The sequence below is a fragment of the Pseudomonas triticicola genome, assembly GCF_019145375.1.
Taxonomy (GTDB): domain Bacteria; phylum Pseudomonadota; class Gammaproteobacteria; order Pseudomonadales; family Pseudomonadaceae; genus Aquipseudomonas; species Aquipseudomonas triticicola.
On record NZ_JAHSTX010000002.1, the window covers coordinates 68,333 to 84,819 of the forward strand.

The following is a 16,487-nucleotide window of genomic DNA, read 5'->3' on the forward strand; positions in this document are numbered from 1 at the left end:
TTCGATCGCGTTCCCCTGTGGGAGCGAGCCTGCTCGCGAAGGCGGCGGCACAGCTACCACAGGAACCAACAGAATTCAGAAGGTGCTTTATGACCACAGCCAATGTTTACCAGCAACGCCCGACCACCGGTGCCCGTGCCGAGTCGTCGCTGCACCATGCCGACCTCGCCAGCCTGGTCGGCAAGGGCCGCAAGAACGCCGGCGTGATCGTGCGTGAGAAAAAACTCCTCGGCCACTTGACCATTCGTGGCGATGGCCACGATGCCGCGTTCGCGGCCGGTGTGCACAAGGCGCTTGGCATTGAATTGCCCGGCGCCCTCAGCGTGATCGTCAAAGGCGAAACCAGCCTGCAATGGATGGGCCCGGACGAGTGGCTGCTGATCGTGCCAAGCGGCGAAGAATTCGCCGCCGAGCAGAAACTGCGTGAAGCGCTGGGCGATCTGCACATTGCCATCGTCAACGTCAGCGGCGGCCAGCAGATCCTCGAACTGAGCGGGCCGAACGTGCGCCAGGTGCTGATGAAATCCACCAGCTATGACGTGCACCCGAACAACTTCCCGGTCGGCAAAGCGGTGGGCACGGTGTTCGCCAAATCGCAACTGATGATTCGTCATACCGCCGAAGACACCTGGGAACTGCTGATCCGTCGCAGCTTCTCGGATTACTGGTGGTTGTGGTTGCAGGATGCTTCGGCCGAGTACGGGTTGAGCGTACAAGCCTAAAAGCTTACCCCCTCACCCCAGCCCTCTCCCCCCAAGGGGGAGAGGGGGAAAGGGAGCCGATCTCGGGTGTTTTTGCGATCTGCATTCACATTCGGTATTTCAGGTCGGCGTAGCTCGAAAGAACACCTCGGTCAGCCCCCTCTCCCTCTGGGAGAGGGCTAGGGTGAGGGAAAAACCTGACACCCCGCACAACGAACAGGAGTCACCGCACCATGAGCCGCGCCCCAGACACATGGATTCTGACCGCCGACTGCCCCAGCGTCCTCGGCACGGTGGACGCGGTCACGCGTTTTCTGTTCGAGCAGGGCTGTTATGTCACCGAGCACCACTCGTTCGATGACCGCCTCTCGGGGCGCTTCTTCATTCGCGTGGAATTCCGTCAGCCCGACGGTTTCGACGAACAATCTTTCCGCGCAGGTTTGGCCGAGCGCGGACAGGCGTTCGGCATGCTCTTCGAGCTGACCGCGCCGAACTACCGGCCGAAAGTGGTGATCATGGTGTCCAAGGCCGATCACTGCCTCAACGACTTGCTCTACCGCCAGCGCATCGGCCAGTTGTCGATGGACGTGGCGGCGGTGGTGTCCAACCATCCGGATCTCAAGCCGTTGGCCGACTGGCACCAGATTCCCTACTACCATTTCCCTCTCGACCCCAACGACAAACCGGCGCAGGAGCGTCAGGTCTGGCAGGTGATCGAAGAGGCCGGTGCCGAACTGGTGATCCTCGCCCGCTACATGCAGGTGCTGTCGCCGGAGCTGTGCCGCAAGCTCGACGGCAAGGCGATCAACATTCATCACTCCCTGCTGCCGGGCTTCAAGGGCGCCAAACCGTATCACCAGGCTTACAACAAGGGCGTGAAACTGGTGGGCGCGACGGCGCATTACATCAACAACGATCTCGATGAAGGGCCGATCATCGCCCAGGGCGTCGAGGCGGTGGATCACAGTCATTACCCCGAAGACCTGATTGCCAAGGGCCGGGATATCGAAGGCCTGACCTTGGCGCGGGCGGTCGGGTATCACATCGAAAGAAGGGTGTTCCTGAACGCCAACAGAACTGTCGTTCTTTAGCGCAAGCTCCAAGCTCCAAGCCGCAAGAACAAGCGGTCAGCACACTTCTTGCGGCTTGTAGCTTGCCGCTTGAAGCTCAATCAACTCTCTACCCAACAACAAATATAGAGGTGATGGCATGTCTGGCAATCGTGGTGTGGTGTATCTCGGCGCTGGCAAGGTCGAAGTACAGAAAATCGACTATCCGAAAATGCAGGACCCGCGCGGTCGCAAGATCGAACACGGGGTCATCCTCAAAGTGGTCTCCACCAACATCTGCGGCTCCGACCAGCACATGGTGCGCGGCCGAACCACGGCGCAGACCGGTCTGGTGCTGGGTCACGAAATCACCGGCGAGGTGATCGAAAAGGGCTCTGACGTCGAAAACCTGAAGATCGGCGATCTGGTCTCCGTTCCGTTCAACGTAGCTTGCGGGCGCTGCCGTTCCTGCAAAGAGCAACACACCGGCGTCTGCCTGACCGTCAACCCGGCTCGTGCCGGCGGCGCATACGGTTACGTCGACATGGGCGACTGGACCGGTGGCCAGGCCGAATACGTGCTGGTGCCGTACGCCGACTTCAACCTGCTGAAACTGCCGGATCGCGACAAGGCCATGGAGAAAATCCGCGACCTGACCTGCCTCTCCGACATCCTCCCGACCGGTTACCACGGCGCCGTCACTGCCGGCGTTGGCCCGGGCAGCTCCGTGTACATCGCTGGCGCCGGTCCGGTCGGCCTCGCCGCTGCCGCTTCCGCACGTTTGCTCGGTGCGGCGGTGGTGATCGTCGGCGACGTCAACACCATCCGCCTGGCCCACGCCAAGGCCCAAGGCTTTGAAGTCGTCGACCTGTCCAAGGACACCCCGCTGCACGAACAGATCGCCGCACTGCTGGGCGAGCCGGAAGTCGACTGCGCAGTGGACTGCGTTGGCTTCGAAGCACGCGGCCACGGCCACGACGGCGTCAAGGCCGAAGCCCCGGCCACGGTGCTCAACTCACTGATGGGTGTAGTGCGCGTTGCCGGCAAGATCGGTATCCCGGGCCTGTACGTCACCGAAGATCCGGGCGCCGTCGACGCCGCGGCAAAAATGGGCAGCCTGAGCATCCGCTTCGGCCTGGGCTGGGCCAAATCCCACAGCTTCCACACCGGCCAGACTCCAGTCATGAAGTACAACCGCCAGTTGATGCAGGCGATCATGTGGGATCGCATCAACATCGCTGAAGTGGTCGGCGTGCAAGTCATCAGCCTCGATCAGGCGCCGGAAGGTTACGGCGAGTTCGACGCCGGCGTGCCGAAGAAGTTTGTGATTGATCCGCACAAGTTGTTCAGTGCGGCGTAAGGTTTTACGCGGTACAAAAACGGCGCCATTCAGGCGCCGTTTTTAATGGTTTTTCTTATACAACCTGAACTTCTTCTGCTTGCATTCCCTTCTGTCCTCTCGCTGCAACGTAGGTCACAGTCTGTCCTTCCTTCAAGCTTTTGAATCCATCCGATTGGATGGCTTTGAAGTGAACGAAAAGATCATCACCGCCATTTTTGGGCGTGATGAAGCCAAAGCCTTTTTCATCGTTAAACCATTTAACCGTACCGGTTTCTCTGCCTGACATATCCGTGCTTCCTGTTTGCTTTGTGTATCGATTTCAGTTCGGCGGGGGCACGACCAGGATTTACCTGTTCCTTCTGTCGCTAACCAATCGAACGTTGATAGCGTATTGCTGCCCTGTATCGCTTTTTGTCACTTCATAACTGACCCTTCGTCCGGCCTTGATTTCTCCAATGATGGGATCGTTCGGATCAACGCAAAAGATGATTGCTGTGGGTTGAGCAATCACTTCCTTTGCAGCGCCTTTGGACGGTCCCTTCACTGGCGCGATGATCGAGTCGTCGCGGTCTGACAATCGCTTCTCCATCGCAGCACCTCCCTCAGAATGATCCGCGGCAAACTTGTCTCGAATTCAAATCTAAACAACTTGAATTCAGCAGGTAACTGTCAGGTTTGACAGATTTTAGAATCGTTTTGGAATAGCCTGAATCTCGATTTGGAATGACCGGAACATGCCGCCGGATCCCCGGTCAAACCGGCAGTTTCGTCGCCGTTGTCCGGTGGCAGCTTTTTCCCAAGAGGATGTCTGAATGAAGATTTCACGCGGTTTTGCCCTGGCATCGCTCCTGACTCTGACCGCCGGGCCGGTGTTTGCCGGGTTCAGTTTGAACGACGTGGCCGGTGCGGTAGCGGGGATGCAGGGTGGCGACAAGGCGGCGGCTGCGGCGCCGACCTCGGAGACCGCTGGTTTGTTGAGTGCGCTGAGTGCGCTGGACGTCACGCCGGAGCAGGCCGTTGGCGGTACCAGTGCGATGCTCGGGCTGGCGAAGAATCAGTTGAGCAGCACCGACTATTCGCAACTGGCCAAGGAGGTGCCGGGTATCGACAAACTGTCCGGTGGCAGCGGCAATCTGGCGGCGCTCGGGGCTTTGCTCGGTTCGTCCGGCAAGTCGGCGGGCCTTGAGAATGCGCTGGGTAATGTCAAAGACAGCAACGACCTGAACAACGCGTTCAGCGCGCTGGGCATGGACAGCGGCATGATCGGCCAGTTTGCCCCGGTGCTCCTGCAATACCTCGGTCAGCAGGGCGTCGGCGGTTCGCTGTTGAGCAGCCTGGGCAGCATCTGGGGCACCGGCACCGGCACCGGCACTTGAGTCAGCGGCGCTCGTTGCGCAGCTCGACGATGCGTTGATCCTTCTCGGTCCAGAGCTGGTTGACCCAGTTCTGGACGTGTTGGCGAAAGGCCGGATCTTTCTCGTAATCGCCCTGCCACAGCGTCGGGTCGAGTTCGCGGGTCCTGATGTCGATGATCACTCGCGGCACGTTGCCGCTGATCAGGTCCCAGAAGCCCGGGATTTTTTCCTGCGGATACACCACCGTCACATCAAGCATCGCGTCGAGCTGTTCACCCATCGCTGCCAGCACGAACGCCACGCCGCCGGCCTTGGGTTTGAGCAAGTGGTTGAACGGCGATTCCTGCTGGGTGCTTTTCGCCAGGGTGTAGCGCGTGCCTTCCAGATAATTCACCACCGTCACCGGCTGGCGCTTGAACAGCTCGCACGCCGCTTTGGTGATTTCCAGATCCTTGCCCGCCAGCTCGGGGTTCTTTGCCAGAAAGGCTTTGGTGTAGCGCTTCATGAACGGGTAATCCAGCGCCCACCACGCCAAGCCGAGGAACGGCACCCAGATCAGCTCTTTCTTCAGAAAGAACTTGAAGAACGGCGTGCGCCGGTTGAGGGTCTGGATCAGTGCCGGAATGTCGACCCACGATTGATGGTTGCTGACCACCAGATAGGACGTGTCGCGGCGCAGATCGTCGCCGCCGCGAATGTCCCACTGCGTCGGGATGCACAGCTGGAAGATCAGTTTGTCGATTTCGGCCCAGGTCTCGGCGATCCACATCACCGCCCCCGATGCGTAATCCCGCCAGCGCCCGGGTGCGACCAGTTTGAGCAGGGCAAACACCATCAATGGCCCGATCAGGATCAGGGTGTTGAGCAACAGCAGCAGGGTGACGAAACAGCCGGTGAGCAGGCGGCGCATAAGCAACTCTATGAAGTGGCAGGGGCGAGCCATGATAAGCAGCTTCGCGCGACAGGCCAAATCGGCGCTGACGAATGTTTCACTTCAGTCCCGTTAACCTGATCGTTCCCACGCTCTGCGTGGTAACGCCGTCCGGGACGCTCCGCGTCCCCTGTGACGCAGAGCGTCACTGGATGCATTCCCACGCAGAGCGTGGGAACGATCAACCGCGCGACGGTCTAAAATGCCGTTGCCCAACCTCCCAAGGAAACCCCTTACGTGAAATCCCTCCTTGCTCTGTTTGCCCTCGTTGCGCTGCCGGTCATGGCCGCCGAGCCGACGCTGTACGGTCGCTACGAATACATCGCGCTGCCGGAAATCGGTGGCGAAGTGCTCAAGGCCAAGATGGACACCGGCGCGCTGACCGCCTCGCTGTCGGCCAAGGACATCGAGACCTTCACCCGCGACGGCGAAGACTGGGTACGTTTCCGCCTCGCCACCAAGGACGCCAGCAACAAGGTCTTCGAGCATAAGGTCGCGCGCATCAGCAAGATCAAAAGCCGTTCCGACGAGGACGATGAAGAGCGCGACAGCAGCGATGTCGCCAAGCGTCCGGTGGTCGATCTGGAACTGTGCCTGGGCAACGTCAAACGCACCGTCGAGGTCAACCTGACCGACCGCAGCCACTTCAACTATCCGCTGCTGATCGGCGCCAAGGCTTTGCGTGAGTTCGGCGCGGCGGTCAATCCGGCGCGGCGTTACACCGCCGACAAGCCTGACTGCTAAGTGGTCTGATTGACGTAACCCCGGGCTTGGGGCACCGTTCGCGCACTAACTGCCACGGGCTCGGACGCCATGCCGCACATCCTGATTGTCGAAGACGAAGCGGCAATAGCCGACACACTGATTTTTGCCTTGCAGGGCGAGGGGTTCAGCACCACGTGGCTGAACCTCGGCGCGGCGGCGCTGGAGCATCAGCGGCAGACGCCGGCCGACCTGATCATTCTCGATATCGGTTTGCCGGACATCAGCGGCTTCGAGACTTGCAAGCAACTGCGGCGCTTCACGGAAGTGCCGGTGCTGTTTCTCAGCGCCCGCGACGCCGAGATCGATCGCGTGGTGGGCCTGGAGATCGGTGCCGACGATTACGTGGTCAAGCCGTTCAGCCCGCGTGAAGTGGCGGCGCGGGTCAAAGCCATCCTCAAGCGCATGGCGCCGCGCCCGACCCTGGAAGCAGGCTCAACGCTGTTTCGCATCGATGCCGAACGCGTGCAGATCAGCTATCGCGGCCAGCCGCTGAGCCTGACCCGCCATGAATTCCGCTTGTTGCAATGCCTGCTCGAACAACCTGAGCGGGTGTTCAGCCGCGAGCAATTGCTTGATGCGCTGGGCGTTGCCGCTGATGCCGGTTACGAGCGCAGCATCGACAGCCACATCAAAAGCCTGCGCGCCAAGTTGCGCCTGGTGCGCGCCGAGGCCGAGCCGATCCAGACCCATCGCGGCCTCGGTTACAGCTATAGCCCGGGGCACAGCTGATGTCGCTGGGGCTGCGGATCTTTCTGGTGTACGTGCTGTTTGTCGGCCTGACCGGTTATTTCGTCCTCAACACGGTGATGGAGGAAATCCGCCCCGGCGTGCGTCAGTCCACCGAAGAGACGCTGGTCGACACCGCCAACCTGTTGGCAGAAATCCTGCGCGACGATTTCAAGGCCGGCACCCTCAGCGAGAACCGCTGGCCGCAATTGCTCCGCGCCTATGGCGAGCGGCAGCCGCAAGCGACCATCTGGGGCTTGCCGAAAAACCAGGTCAACCACCGCATCTACGTCACCGACGCTAAGGGCGTCGTTGTGCTCGACTCCAGCGGCGTCGCGATCGGCCAGGATTATTCGCGCTGGAACGACGTCTACCTGACCCTGCGCGGCGAGTACGGCGCGCGCTCCAGCCGTAGCGATCCTGACGATCCGAGCTCTTCAGTGATGCACGTCGGCGCGCCGATCCGCGACAACGACAGGATCATCGGCGTGGTCACCGTGGCCAAGCCCAACAGTTCGCTGCAACCCTACGTCGATCGCACCGAGCGGCGCTTGCTGTTTTACGGCGCCGGACTGATCGGCCTCGGTTTGCTCTTCGGTGCTTTGCTCTCATGGTGGCTGAGCCGCGCGCTGCACCGTTTGACCGGTTATGCCCAAGCGGTCAGCGAAGGCCGGCGCGTGGAAGTGCCGCATTATCGCGGCGGCGAGCTGGAGCAACTGGCCACAGCGGTCGAGCAGATGCGCACGCAGCTCGAAGGCAAGGCCTACGTCGAGCGCTACGTGCACACCCTGACCCATGAATTGAAAAGTCCGCTGGCGGCGATTCGGGGCGCGGCGGAGTTGCTGCAAAGCGAGATGCCGGCCGTCCAGCGTTTGCGCTTTGTCAGCAACATCGACAGCGAAAGCGCGCGGATGCAGCAGTTGATCGAGCGCCTGCTTAATCTGGCGCAGGTGGAACAGCGCCAAGGTTTGGAAGAAAGGGTGGCAGTGCCGCTGGCGCTGTTGGTCGCAGAACTGCTCAAGGCGCAGGCCGCGCGGATCGAGGGCAGACAACTGCGTATCGAGCAAGCGATCGGCGAGGATCTGCTGTTGATTGGCGAGCCGTTTCTGCTGCACCAGGCGTTGGGCAATCTGCTGGAAAACGCACTCGATTTCACCCCGACGTCGGGGCTGTTGCGCTTGAGCGCCAAGCGGGTTGGCGAGCAGATCGAGTTTCGCCTGTTCAACCAGACCACGGCGATTCCCGATTACGCCTTGCCACGCCTGACCGAACGCTTCTACTCGTTGCCGCGCCCGGATAGCGGACGCAAGAGCACCGGGCTGGGGCTGAACTTCGTTGAAGAAGTGGTCAAGTTGCATGGCGGGGTGATGCGCATTGGCAATGTCGAGGGCGGGGTTGAGGTGGTATTGCGCTTGCCTTGAAACCGAGTCGCGACCTTCGCGAGCAGGCTCGCTCCCACAGGGGAATGCATTCTCCACACAATCTCCATATTCCCCCCACACTCCCACCACACCGCATCAGCAGACTCCTCCCATCCAAACAGGGAGAGTCCCATGAACAAGAATCTGACCATCAAACTCGGCGCGATTGCCTTATTGATCCTGCTGTTGCTGATCCCGTTGCTGATGATCGACGGCATCATCGATGAGCGTCAGCAACTGCGCGACGGTGTGCTCGAAGACATCGCGCGCAGTTCCAGTTACAGCCAGCAACTGACCGGGCCGGTGATGGTGGTGCCGTACCGCAAGGTGGTGCGCACCTGGAAGACCAACGACAAAACCAACAAGCGCTACGAGGAGATCGGCGAGGCGCGGGGGCGCTTGTACTTTCTGCCGGAGCGTTTTGAACTCGACGGCCAGGTGCAAACCGAACTGCGCAAACGCGGTATTTACGAGGCGCGACTGTTCCACGCCGACAACCGCATCGATGGGCATTTTTCCCTGCCGGCGCAGTTGGGCATCAAGGAAAATTTTGCCGATTACCAATTCGACGCGCCGTTCCTGGCTGTGGGTATCAGCGATATTCGCGGCATCGAAAACGCGCTGAAACTTGAACTCGGCGGCCAGCAACTGGACTTCGTGCCCGGCAGCGAAGTGGCCTGGATCGGCGAGGGCGTGCACGTCACCCTGCCGGCACTGGACGCCAGCAAAGCCACGCAGTTGACCTTCGGATTCGACCTGCGCCTGCAAGGCACCGGCTCGCTGCGGGTGGTGCCGGTGGGCAAGACCAGCAGCGTCAGCCTCGCCGCCAATTGGCCGCACCCCAGCTTCGTCGGCAACTTCCTGCCGGCCAAGCGCGAGATCAACGATCAGGGTTTCAGCGCCGACTGGCAGACCTCGTTTTTCTCCACCAACCTGCAAGAGGCGATGGAGCGCTGCGTCGCTGGCGACTGTGATGCACTCAACGGCCGCAGCTTCGGCGTCAGCTTCATCGACCCGGTGGATCAGTACCTGAAGAGCGACCGGGCGATCAAATACGCGCTGCTGTTCATCGTCCTGACCTTCGCCGGTTTCTTCCTCTTCGAAGTGCTCAAGAGCCTGGCGGTGCACCCGGTGCAATATGCTTTGGTCGGTGTCGCGCTGGCGTTCTTTTACCTGCTGCTGTTGTCGCTGTCGGAACACATCGGTTTTGCGCTAGCGTATCTGTTGTCGGCGAGTGGCTGTGTGTTGCTGATCGGTTTCTATGTCAGCCACGTCTTGCGCAGCGCGCGGCATGGCTTGAGTTTCTCGGCCGGGTTGGCGGCGCTGTATGGCCTGCTGTACGGCTTGCTCAGCGCCGAGGATTACGCGCTGTTGATGGGCTCGTTGATGTTGTTCGGTCTGCTCGGGGTGTTCATGGTGCTGACGCGTAAATTGGACTGGTACGGGATTGGTTTGAAGTCCGCCAAGCCGCTGGAGTTTGACGTGGAGGCGATGCAATGAGCGGGTTGAGGGCTGAGCGCAGGGAAGTGGCGGTTCTGCTGACGCTGATTGTTGCAGCGCTGCCGCCAGAACCGAAGTGGTGCATTCGCGAGCAGGCTCGCTCCCACAAGGGATCCGGTAATGGCAGCAACCCTGTGGGAGCGAGCCTGCTCGCGAAGAGGCCGGAACAGGCAGCCCAGATCTAAGGCTTGGGCATCGTCGCCACCATGGACGGTCGCTGACTCACCTCGAAATACCAGTTGGCCAGTTGCGGATTGGCCGCGCGCCAGTCCATGTCCGGGAAGCGCAGGTCCAGATAGCCCAGCGCGCAGGCCACGCTGATCGCCGCGACATCGAAGTGGCTGGTCAGCTCGGCAATCGCTTCGCTCTCCAGCACGGCGAGGGCGCGGCGGATCTTGTCGCGCTGAGCGTCGAGCCATTCGCCCCAGTGTTTTTCCACCGGGCGCAGCACGGTTTCATAACGCACCATCACCGAGGCATCCATGATCCCGTCAGCCATCGACGCCAGCGTCAGGCGCCGCCAGCGCGCCGCACCTTCACGGGGGATCAGCGGATTGCCGACGTGCTGCTGGTCGAGGTACTCGAGGATGACGCGGCTGTCATGGATGACATTGCCGTCGGCCAGGCGCAGGGCGGGGATCTTGCTCAACGGGTTGTCGGCGATCAGCTCCGGGTTCGGGCTGACCGGGCTGAGCACACAGTCCTGCAGCGCGACACGATCCTGCTGACCGGTTTCGTGCAGCAGCACCATGACCTTGCGGACAAAGGGCGACAGGGTGTTGTGGTACAGGGTCATGCTGGGGGCGGACATGGCAAGGTCTCGATCAGGACAATGATCGGGCAGCATAGCCTGCTCGCGTCCGGCGCAGAACCCATGTGGGAGCGAGCCTGCTCGCGAAGGCGTCGTGACAGTCGACTTTGATGTTGAGTGTCCGGGCGCTTTCGCGAGCAGGCTCGCTCCCACAAGGGATTCTCAGCTTCGCGGCAGAAAACCTCTTATCGCCAGAAATGCCGGCACGCCAAGCCCGACCCAGCTCAAGGCATCCCAGATCCCATCCCCCAGCAACGCCGCAAACAGCCCCGCCGCGCTGAGCAGGGCGATCACGATCGGTGTGCTGAAGACCTTCCAGAAACTCGACTGACGCGGCTTCATGCCGAGGCCTCCGCGGTTTCCAATACAGGCTTTGCCGCCTTGCGCCGCACCACCCACAAATAGACACCACTGGCCAACACGATGATCGTCAGCACATCCAGCGTCGCCCAGAGAATCTTCATCGGCATGCCGCCGTAGTCACCAAAGTGCAGCGGCTGCGACATGCCCATGGCGTCCATGTACCAGGGCCGTTCCGCCACGGCGGTGACTTGCAGCGTCGTGGCGTCGATCAGCACCGGCGTCAGCAGGTGCGAAGTCAGGTGCGTGCCGCCCTTCATGAACACCGAATAATGATGCTCGCTGGAAAAGCGTGTGCCGGGGAAGGCGATGAAATCCGGCTTCATCCCCGGTGCGACTTCCTCGGCGATGTCGAGCAGCCGCGTAGCCGGGGCCAGTTGGGTCAGGGGCGGCGCATCGCGATACGGCGCGATCAGCGTGGTCAACGCGTCGTTGCGCCAAGCAGCGATGAGCAGGTCGGCGCAGGCGCTGATCACCCCGGTCACGCCCACCACCAGGCACCAGGTCAGGGTGACGACGCCAATCAAATTGTGCAGATCGAGCCAGCGCAGCCGCGTGGATTTGTCCTGACGCACGGTGCCGAATTTCAAGCGGCGCATGAATGGCAGGTACAGCACCGTGCCGGAGATGATCGCCACGACAAACAACAGACCCATGAACGCCAGCAGCAGCTTGCCCGGCAGCCCGGCGAACATGTCGACGTGCAGGCGCAGGATGAACAGCATCAAGCCACCGTTGGCCGAAGGGGTTTCCAGCGCTTCGCCAGTGCGCGCATCGAGCATGAAGGTGTGCGAAGAGTTCGGCTCGGTGTCGGCCGTCCTGGCCATGATCGCGAATGCCGCGTTCGGCTCTTCGTCGTCATAACCGAAGTACTGCATGACTTCGCCCGGGCGATGTTTCTGCGCGGCATCGACCAGTTGCTGCAGGTTGAGTTGCGGCGTGTCGGCCGGCATCTCGCGCAGTTCCGGGGCGTTGCCCAGCGCGTGATCAATCTCGTGGCTGAAAATCAGCGGCAGACCGGTCAGCGCCAGCATCAGCAGAAACACCGTGCAGATCAGGCTGGTCCAGGTGTGGATGAATGACCAGCGGCGGATGGTTTTACTTTTCATTGCATGACCTTCAAAAACACCAAAGCCGCCCGGTGCGGACGGCCTGGGAACAGGGCCTGTTTCAGCTCACTGGCTTACCACTTGTAAGTGGCGCTGGCGACGACACTGCGCTGGTCGCCGTAGTAGCAGTAGAAGCTGTCGCAGGTGGAAATGTAGTCCTTGTCGAACAGGTTGGTCGCATTCACCGCCAGCGACGCACCTTTGAGGCTGTTGTCCAGACGGCCGAGATCATAATGCACGCTGGCGTCGAACACGGTGTAGGCGTCAGCCTTGCCCAGCCAGGTGTTGGCCTTGTCGCCGTAGGTGTTGCCGGTGTAGCGCACGCCGGCACCGATACCGAAACCGTCGAGCACGCCGGCGTGCCAGGTGTAGTCGGTCCACAGCGAGGCTTGTTGGTTGGGCATCAGTTGCAGACGGTTGCCCTTGTCGATGCCTTTCTGCACTTCGGACTTGGCCAGAGTGTAGGCGGCGATGACTTTGAGGTTATCGGTCACATCCGACACGGCCTCGAGTTCCAGGCCTTTGACCTTCACTTCGCCGGTCTGGCTGGTCACTGAAACGTTGTTGACGAAGGTGTTCACCGCGACGTTCTTTTGGGTCAGGTCATACACGGCGGCGGTCAGCAGGGTCTTGCTCCCCGGAGGCTGGTATTTGATGCCCAGTTCCCACTGCTTGCCTTCGGTTGGCTTGAGCGAGCCGGTCGAGGTGGCATCGGCGCCCGTGGTCGGCTGGAAGGATTCGGCGTAGGACAGGTACGGCACGAAACCGTTATCGAAGACGTAGCTGAGCGCCGCGTTGCCGCTGAATTTCTTGTCACGCTGGGTGTTGGTCGCATCGCCCTTGTTGAAGAACTCGGTGCTGGTGTGCACCCAGTCTTCACGGCCGCCGAGGGTCAGGCGCCACTGGTCGAGGGCCATTTGGTCCTGCACGTAGAGGCCGGTCTGGTAGGTCTTCTGGTTATAGTCGTAAAACGCCGTGGAGCGCGCCGGACGTACGATCGGCTGGCCGTAGATCGGGTTGATGACGTTGGTTTGCAGACCATCGCCAAAGATCGAGGTGTAGTTGGTGTTGCTGCGCTGGTGATCCAGACCCAGCAGCAAGGTGTGGCGAATGTCGCCCGTGGCGAAGTCGGCCTGGAAGTTGTTGTCCACGGCAAACTGGCTGATGTCTTCGTCGACGCTGGTGCTGGTGCGGCCGACGTTGCCCTCTGCATCCACGGTGGTAAACGGGTAGGAACCGGGTGTCAGCGACTGGAACGACAGGTCCGACTTGGTGTAGCGCAGGTTCTGTTTGAACTGCCAGACATCGTTCAACCGATGTTCGAAGGCATAACCCAACGCGTAGTAGGTGCGGTCGTAGTATTCCCAATCCGGATCGCCGAGATTCTTGTGATGGGAAATATCACCGAGCGGCGATTTGATCTTCGTGCCCTGGATCGGCAGAAACTGGCTGGTGATGCCGGTGTCGTCGCGGGTGAACTGGCTCAGCAGAGTGATTTTTGTATCGTCGTCGATGTTCCAGGTCAGGCTCGGCGCGATGTTGTAGCGCTTGTTGTCGACGTGATCGACCTGGGTGCCGCTGTCGCGCACCACGCCGCTGAGGCCATAGAGAAACTGCCCGGCGTCATCGATCTTGCCGGTACTGGCGAAGTTGATCTGGCGGTGATTGTCGCTGCCGTATTGCAGCTGGATTTCGCTGCTGGCCTCGGCGCTCGGACGGCGGCTGACCATGTCGAGCAAACCGCCCGGCGGGGTCTGGCCGTACACCGACGAGGCCGGGCCACGCAGCAGGGCGAGGCGGTCGAGGTTCCAGGTTTCCTGTTTCGGGTTGGCGTAAACGCCTTTGGGCAGCGGCAGGCCATCGAGGAACTGGGTCGGTTCGAAACCGCGCACGCGCAGCCAGTCGGCGCGGGTGTCGCTGCCGTAGCTGCTGGCGGTGATGCCCGGCATGTAGCGCACGGCATCATCGAGGCTGTGCACGCTGCGGTCGTCCATTTGCTGACGGGTTGCCACCGAAATCGAACGCGGTGCTTCGACCAGCGCGGTGTCGGTCTTGGTGCCGGCGGCGGTGCGGGTCGCGGTGTAGCCTTCGACCGGGCCCCAGGCGCTTTCGAAGTTTTCCACGCCGATGACCGAAGTTTCCGGCAGGGCCAGCGTGCCTTCCGGCACGGCCACCAGGGTGTAAGTGCCGGCGCTGCTCTGTTCCAGTTGCAGACCGGTGCCGCGCAAAGCCGCGCGCAGGGCTCCGGCGGCGTCGTACTGGCCGTTGACCGGCGCCGAGGTTTTGCCGGCGGCCAGCGCAGGATTGAGCGACAGGGCGAGGCCGCCCTGGCTGGCGATCTGGTTCAGGGCGGTCGACAGCGGCGCCGCCGGCAGGTTGTAGGCGCGCACGCTGGACGCTTGCTCAGCGGCGAGCAACGGACTGCTGATCAGCGGCGTGCCGAAAGCGATGGCAAAAGCCAGCAGACTGGGGCGCAACAAGGTGTCTGGCGAACGGGACATACGGCGGCTCCTGAATGGAAATATTTCTCAATTGCCTGTGTGCCGGACGAGATTGGAAAAGTGATAGGGCTGGGTGGAAATTCTTTTTTTGTTGGAAATGGTTGTGCGGCTGATGGCGCCTTCGCGAGCAGGCTCGCTCCCACAGGTGATCGCATTCCAATGTGGGAGCGAGCCTGCTCGCGAAGGCGGTTTGCCTGCCGGCGCATTACTCAGGCTTGATATCAGCCTTCGCCACGGTGACCCAATACGGCGTATGCCGCTCGATCTGCACCGGCAAGGTCGGCAGCAAAGCGCTCAGGGCCTTGTCGATGTCATGCAACGGAAAGCTGCCGGTAATGCGCAGATCGGCCACTTCCGGCGCCACGCCCAGATGCCCGCGACGATAGCGCCCCAACTCGTGCACCAGATCGCCCAGCCGGGCGTTGTCCACCACCAGCATGCCGCGCGTCCAGGCATCGGCGCCGGGGGCGAGGGCGGCAATCGAGCCCAACCCGTCACTGCGCAACAGCACCTGCTGGCCTTCGCGCAGAATCTGTTCTTGCGGGTTGGCCTGGGCATGGGCCGCCACCGCCGACTGCAATACGCTCAGGCGTGTGCCGTCGTCCTCGCGCTTGACCAGAAACCGCGTGCCCAGCGCACGCATGCTGCCTTCGCGGGTTTCGACGATAAACGGCCGCGCATCGCCATGCCCGGTCTCGACGAGAATTTCGCCTTCCTGCAACACGATCAAGCGGCGCTCGTCATCGAAGCGTACGTCGACCGCGCTGTGGGTATTGAGATTGAGCAGGGTGCCGTCGGACAGGCGCACGGTGCGCTGTTCGCCGGTGGCGGTGCGTTGATCGGCGAGCCAGTAATCCAGCGGCAGATAGCGCTCGCTGACAAACAGCCCGAGCCCGATGATCACCACGACACTGGCCAGCCCACTGCCGAGTTTGCGCACGCGCCGGCGAATGCCTTCGCGCGATTGCAGCAACGCACTTCGGGCCGGGCCTTTGGCGACGCTGAAGCGCTGATCGAGCATGCCCAACTGGCGCCAGGCGCGGGCGTGTTCTTCATGGGCCGCGTGCCATTTGGCGAATTCCTCGCGCTCCAGTGCGGTGCTCGAATCGAGGGTCAATTGCCAGGCAATCGCCGCGTCCAGCACATGCGCCGGCACCGGCCGCGAACTGGCCGCGGTCATGTCGGTTCACCGTAAAGGGCGATGTAGCACTGGCGCAGGCCTTGGGCCAGGTACTGCCGCACGCGCGGCACCGAGACGCCGAGTTTGCCGGCGATCTCGGCGTGGCTGAGGCCGTCGAGGCGGTTGTACAGGAAGGCCGCACGAGCCTTGGTCGACAGTTTGCCGAGCAGGCGATCGATGGCTTTGAGGTCGTCGAGGATCATTTGCTGTTCTTCCACCGACGGTTGTTCGTCTTCGGGAATCAGCATCAGTTCGGTGAGGTAGGCCTGTTCCAGCGCGGCGCGGCGGAAGTAGTCGAACAACAGGCCTTTGGCGATTGCCACCAGAAACGCCCGAGGTTCGCGCGGTGTCAGCAGCTCGTCGCGGTTGAGCAGGCGTACGAAGGTGTCCTGGCTCAGGTCTTCGGCACGCTGCGGACACGCCACATTGCGCCGCAACCACGCCAGCAGCCAACCGCGATGGTCGCGATACATCGCACCGACGAGCTCACTGTGGGGGTTGCGCACTGACGACACCGGACATCACCGATTGGGAAATGTTAACTAACGAGAATAGTTCGCGATTCTGGCAGAGGTGGGAATGGTTAGCAATTGGCCACTGGTCAGGTGATGAATCAAGGGCAGCCCCTCACCCTAGCCCTCTCCCGGGGGGAGAGGGGACCGACCGCATTGAATACTGAAGATGCGCCGACTTGAGATATCGGAGTCGAACTCGGATTTGAAAAGCATGAAGATCT

The 16,487-nt window shown here is 61.5% G+C and carries 17 protein-coding genes; 8 read left to right on the plus strand and 9 right to left on the minus strand.

The window, feature by feature from the left end:
- The first annotated feature begins 89 nt into the window (after positions 1 to 89).
- The 3 genes from KVG85_RS22055 to fdhA all read left to right on the plus strand — a co-directional run bounded on the left by KVG85_RS22055 (position 90) and on the right by fdhA (position 3,110).
- Entirely contained in the window at positions 90 to 722 is a 633-nt protein-coding gene (locus KVG85_RS22055) for a sarcosine oxidase subunit gamma (RefSeq protein ID WP_016772832.1), read from the plus strand.
- Positions 723 to 934: 212 nt separating this feature from the next.
- Complete coding sequence (gene purU / locus KVG85_RS22060) at positions 935 to 1,792, plus strand: formyltetrahydrofolate deformylase (RefSeq protein ID WP_039757644.1); 858 nt, start codon at positions 935 to 937, stop codon at positions 1,790 to 1,792.
- 118 nt (positions 1,793 to 1,910) lie between these two features.
- A complete protein-coding gene (gene fdhA, locus KVG85_RS22065; protein ID WP_016772834.1) occupies positions 1,911 to 3,110 on the plus strand; it encodes a formaldehyde dehydrogenase, glutathione-independent in 1,200 nt (399 codons plus the stop codon).
- Positions 3,111 to 3,165: 55 nt separating this feature from the next.
- Here the strand turns inward: fdhA and KVG85_RS22070 are convergent, their stop codons facing one another.
- Positions 3,166 to 3,378, minus strand: a complete 213-nt coding sequence (locus KVG85_RS22070; protein ID WP_016772835.1) for a cold-shock protein — start codon at positions 3,376 to 3,378, stop codon at positions 3,166 to 3,168.
- 60 nt (positions 3,379 to 3,438) lie between these two features.
- On the minus strand, positions 3,439 to 3,681 hold the full coding sequence (locus KVG85_RS22075) for a hypothetical protein (RefSeq protein WP_225926887.1): 243 nt from the start codon (positions 3,679 to 3,681) through the stop codon (positions 3,439 to 3,441).
- A gap of 223 nt (positions 3,682 to 3,904) precedes the next feature.
- On the opposite strand from KVG85_RS22075, the gene KVG85_RS22080 reads away from it, so the two are divergent.
- Entirely contained in the window at positions 3,905 to 4,468 is a 564-nt protein-coding gene (locus KVG85_RS22080; protein WP_217865041.1) for a DUF2780 domain-containing protein, read from the plus strand.
- Between the two features lies 1 nt (position 4,469).
- On the opposite strand, the gene yihG is transcribed toward KVG85_RS22080, so the two are convergent.
- Positions 4,470 to 5,357: a 1-acylglycerol-3-phosphate O-acyltransferase, YihG family gene (yihG, locus tag KVG85_RS22085; RefSeq protein ID WP_041476744.1), complete on the minus strand. Its 888-nt coding sequence runs from the start codon at positions 5,355 to 5,357 to the stop codon at positions 4,470 to 4,472.
- A 258-nt stretch (positions 5,358 to 5,615) separates the two neighbouring features.
- Here yihG and rloA2 point away from each other — a divergent pair, with 258 nt between their 5' ends.
- The 4 genes from rloA2 to creD all read left to right on the plus strand — a co-directional run bounded on the left by rloA2 (position 5,616) and on the right by creD (position 9,790).
- Positions 5,616 to 6,122, plus strand: a complete 507-nt coding sequence (gene rloA2 / locus KVG85_RS22090; RefSeq protein ID WP_016772839.1) for a retropepsin-like aspartic peptidase RloA2 — start codon at positions 5,616 to 5,618, stop codon at positions 6,120 to 6,122.
- Positions 6,123 to 6,191: 69 nt separating this feature from the next.
- On the plus strand, positions 6,192 to 6,872 hold the full coding sequence (gene creB / locus KVG85_RS22095) for a two-component system response regulator CreB (protein ID WP_016772840.1): 681 nt from the start codon (positions 6,192 to 6,194) through the stop codon (positions 6,870 to 6,872).
- Positions 6,872 to 8,290 carry a two-component system sensor histidine kinase CreC gene (creC, locus tag KVG85_RS22100; protein ID WP_217865042.1) on the plus strand — a complete coding sequence of 473 codons (1,419 nt, stop codon included), beginning with the start codon at positions 6,872 to 6,874 and terminating at the stop codon, positions 8,288 to 8,290. Before creB ends, creC begins: the two co-directional genes overlap by 1 nt.
- Positions 8,291 to 8,422: 132 nt before the next feature.
- Complete coding sequence (gene creD, locus KVG85_RS22105; protein ID WP_217865043.1) at positions 8,423 to 9,790, plus strand: cell envelope integrity protein CreD; 1,368 nt, start codon at positions 8,423 to 8,425, stop codon at positions 9,788 to 9,790.
- Between the two features lie 181 nt (positions 9,791 to 9,971).
- Here the strand turns inward: creD and KVG85_RS22110 are convergent, their stop codons facing one another.
- The 6 genes from KVG85_RS22110 to KVG85_RS22135 form a co-directional block, all read right to left on the minus strand.
- The gene (locus KVG85_RS22110; protein WP_217865044.1) at positions 9,972 to 10,601 is read right to left on the minus strand and encodes a glutathione S-transferase; all 630 of its coding nucleotides are present in this window, start codon (positions 10,599 to 10,601) and stop codon (positions 9,972 to 9,974) included.
- 162 nt (positions 10,602 to 10,763) lie between these two features.
- Entirely contained in the window at positions 10,764 to 10,943 is a 180-nt protein-coding gene (locus tag KVG85_RS22115) for a hypothetical protein (protein ID WP_016772844.1), read from the minus strand.
- The gene (locus KVG85_RS22120) at positions 10,940 to 12,070 is read right to left on the minus strand and encodes a PepSY-associated TM helix domain-containing protein (RefSeq protein ID WP_217865045.1); all 1,131 of its coding nucleotides are present in this window, start codon (positions 12,068 to 12,070) and stop codon (positions 10,940 to 10,942) included. The genes KVG85_RS22115 and KVG85_RS22120 overlap by 4 nt, the downstream gene beginning before the upstream one ends.
- 74 nt (positions 12,071 to 12,144) lie before the next feature.
- Complete coding sequence (locus KVG85_RS22125; RefSeq protein WP_217865046.1) at positions 12,145 to 14,571, minus strand: TonB-dependent siderophore receptor; 2,427 nt, start codon at positions 14,569 to 14,571, stop codon at positions 12,145 to 12,147.
- Between the two features lie 205 nt (positions 14,572 to 14,776).
- Positions 14,777 to 15,751, minus strand: a complete 975-nt coding sequence (locus KVG85_RS22130) for a FecR domain-containing protein (protein WP_217865047.1) — start codon at positions 15,749 to 15,751, stop codon at positions 14,777 to 14,779.
- Positions 15,748 to 16,224, minus strand: a complete 477-nt coding sequence (locus KVG85_RS22135; RefSeq protein WP_166554767.1) for an RNA polymerase sigma factor — start codon at positions 16,222 to 16,224, stop codon at positions 15,748 to 15,750. Before KVG85_RS22135 ends, KVG85_RS22130 begins: the two co-directional genes overlap by 4 nt.
- Positions 16,225 to 16,487 lie beyond the last annotated feature (263 nt).

What these genes read in the sequence shown, in the direction of transcription:
- KVG85_RS22055 (WP_016772832.1), top strand. Translation starts at nt 90, where the DNA reads ATGACCACAGCCAATGTTTACCAGCAACGCCCGACCACCGGTGCCCGT.
- purU (WP_039757644.1), top strand. Translation starts at nt 935, where the DNA reads ATGAGCCGCGCCCCAGACACATGGATTCTGACCGCCGACTGCCCCAGC.
- fdhA (WP_016772834.1), top strand. Translation starts at nt 1,911, where the DNA reads ATGTCTGGCAATCGTGGTGTGGTGTATCTCGGCGCTGGCAAGGTCGAA.
- KVG85_RS22070 (WP_016772835.1), bottom strand. Translation starts at nt 3,378, where the DNA reads ATGTCAGGCAGAGAAACCGGTACGGTTAAATGGTTTAACGATGAAAAA.
- KVG85_RS22075 (WP_225926887.1), bottom strand. Translation starts at nt 3,681, where the DNA reads ATGGAGAAGCGATTGTCAGACCGCGACGACTCGATCATCGCGCCAGTG.
- KVG85_RS22080 (WP_217865041.1), top strand. Translation starts at nt 3,905, where the DNA reads ATGAAGATTTCACGCGGTTTTGCCCTGGCATCGCTCCTGACTCTGACC.
- yihG (WP_041476744.1), bottom strand. Translation starts at nt 5,357, where the DNA reads ATGCGCCGCCTGCTCACCGGCTGTTTCGTCACCCTGCTGCTGTTGCTC.
- creB (WP_016772840.1), top strand. Translation starts at nt 6,192, where the DNA reads ATGCCGCACATCCTGATTGTCGAAGACGAAGCGGCAATAGCCGACACA.
- creC (WP_217865042.1), top strand. Translation starts at nt 6,872, where the DNA reads ATGTCGCTGGGGCTGCGGATCTTTCTGGTGTACGTGCTGTTTGTCGGC.
- creD (WP_217865043.1), top strand. Translation starts at nt 8,423, where the DNA reads ATGAACAAGAATCTGACCATCAAACTCGGCGCGATTGCCTTATTGATC.
- KVG85_RS22110 (WP_217865044.1), bottom strand. Translation starts at nt 10,601, where the DNA reads ATGTCCGCCCCCAGCATGACCCTGTACCACAACACCCTGTCGCCCTTT.
- KVG85_RS22115 (WP_016772844.1), bottom strand. Translation starts at nt 10,943, where the DNA reads ATGAAGCCGCGTCAGTCGAGTTTCTGGAAGGTCTTCAGCACACCGATC.
- KVG85_RS22120 (WP_217865045.1), bottom strand. Translation starts at nt 12,070, where the DNA reads ATGAAAAGTAAAACCATCCGCCGCTGGTCATTCATCCACACCTGGACC.
- KVG85_RS22125 (WP_217865046.1), bottom strand. Translation starts at nt 14,571, where the DNA reads ATGTCCCGTTCGCCAGACACCTTGTTGCGCCCCAGTCTGCTGGCTTTT.
- KVG85_RS22130 (WP_217865047.1), bottom strand. Translation starts at nt 15,751, where the DNA reads ATGACCGCGGCCAGTTCGCGGCCGGTGCCGGCGCATGTGCTGGACGCG.
- KVG85_RS22135 (WP_166554767.1), bottom strand. Translation starts at nt 16,224, where the DNA reads ATGTATCGCGACCATCGCGGTTGGCTGCTGGCGTGGTTGCGGCGCAAT.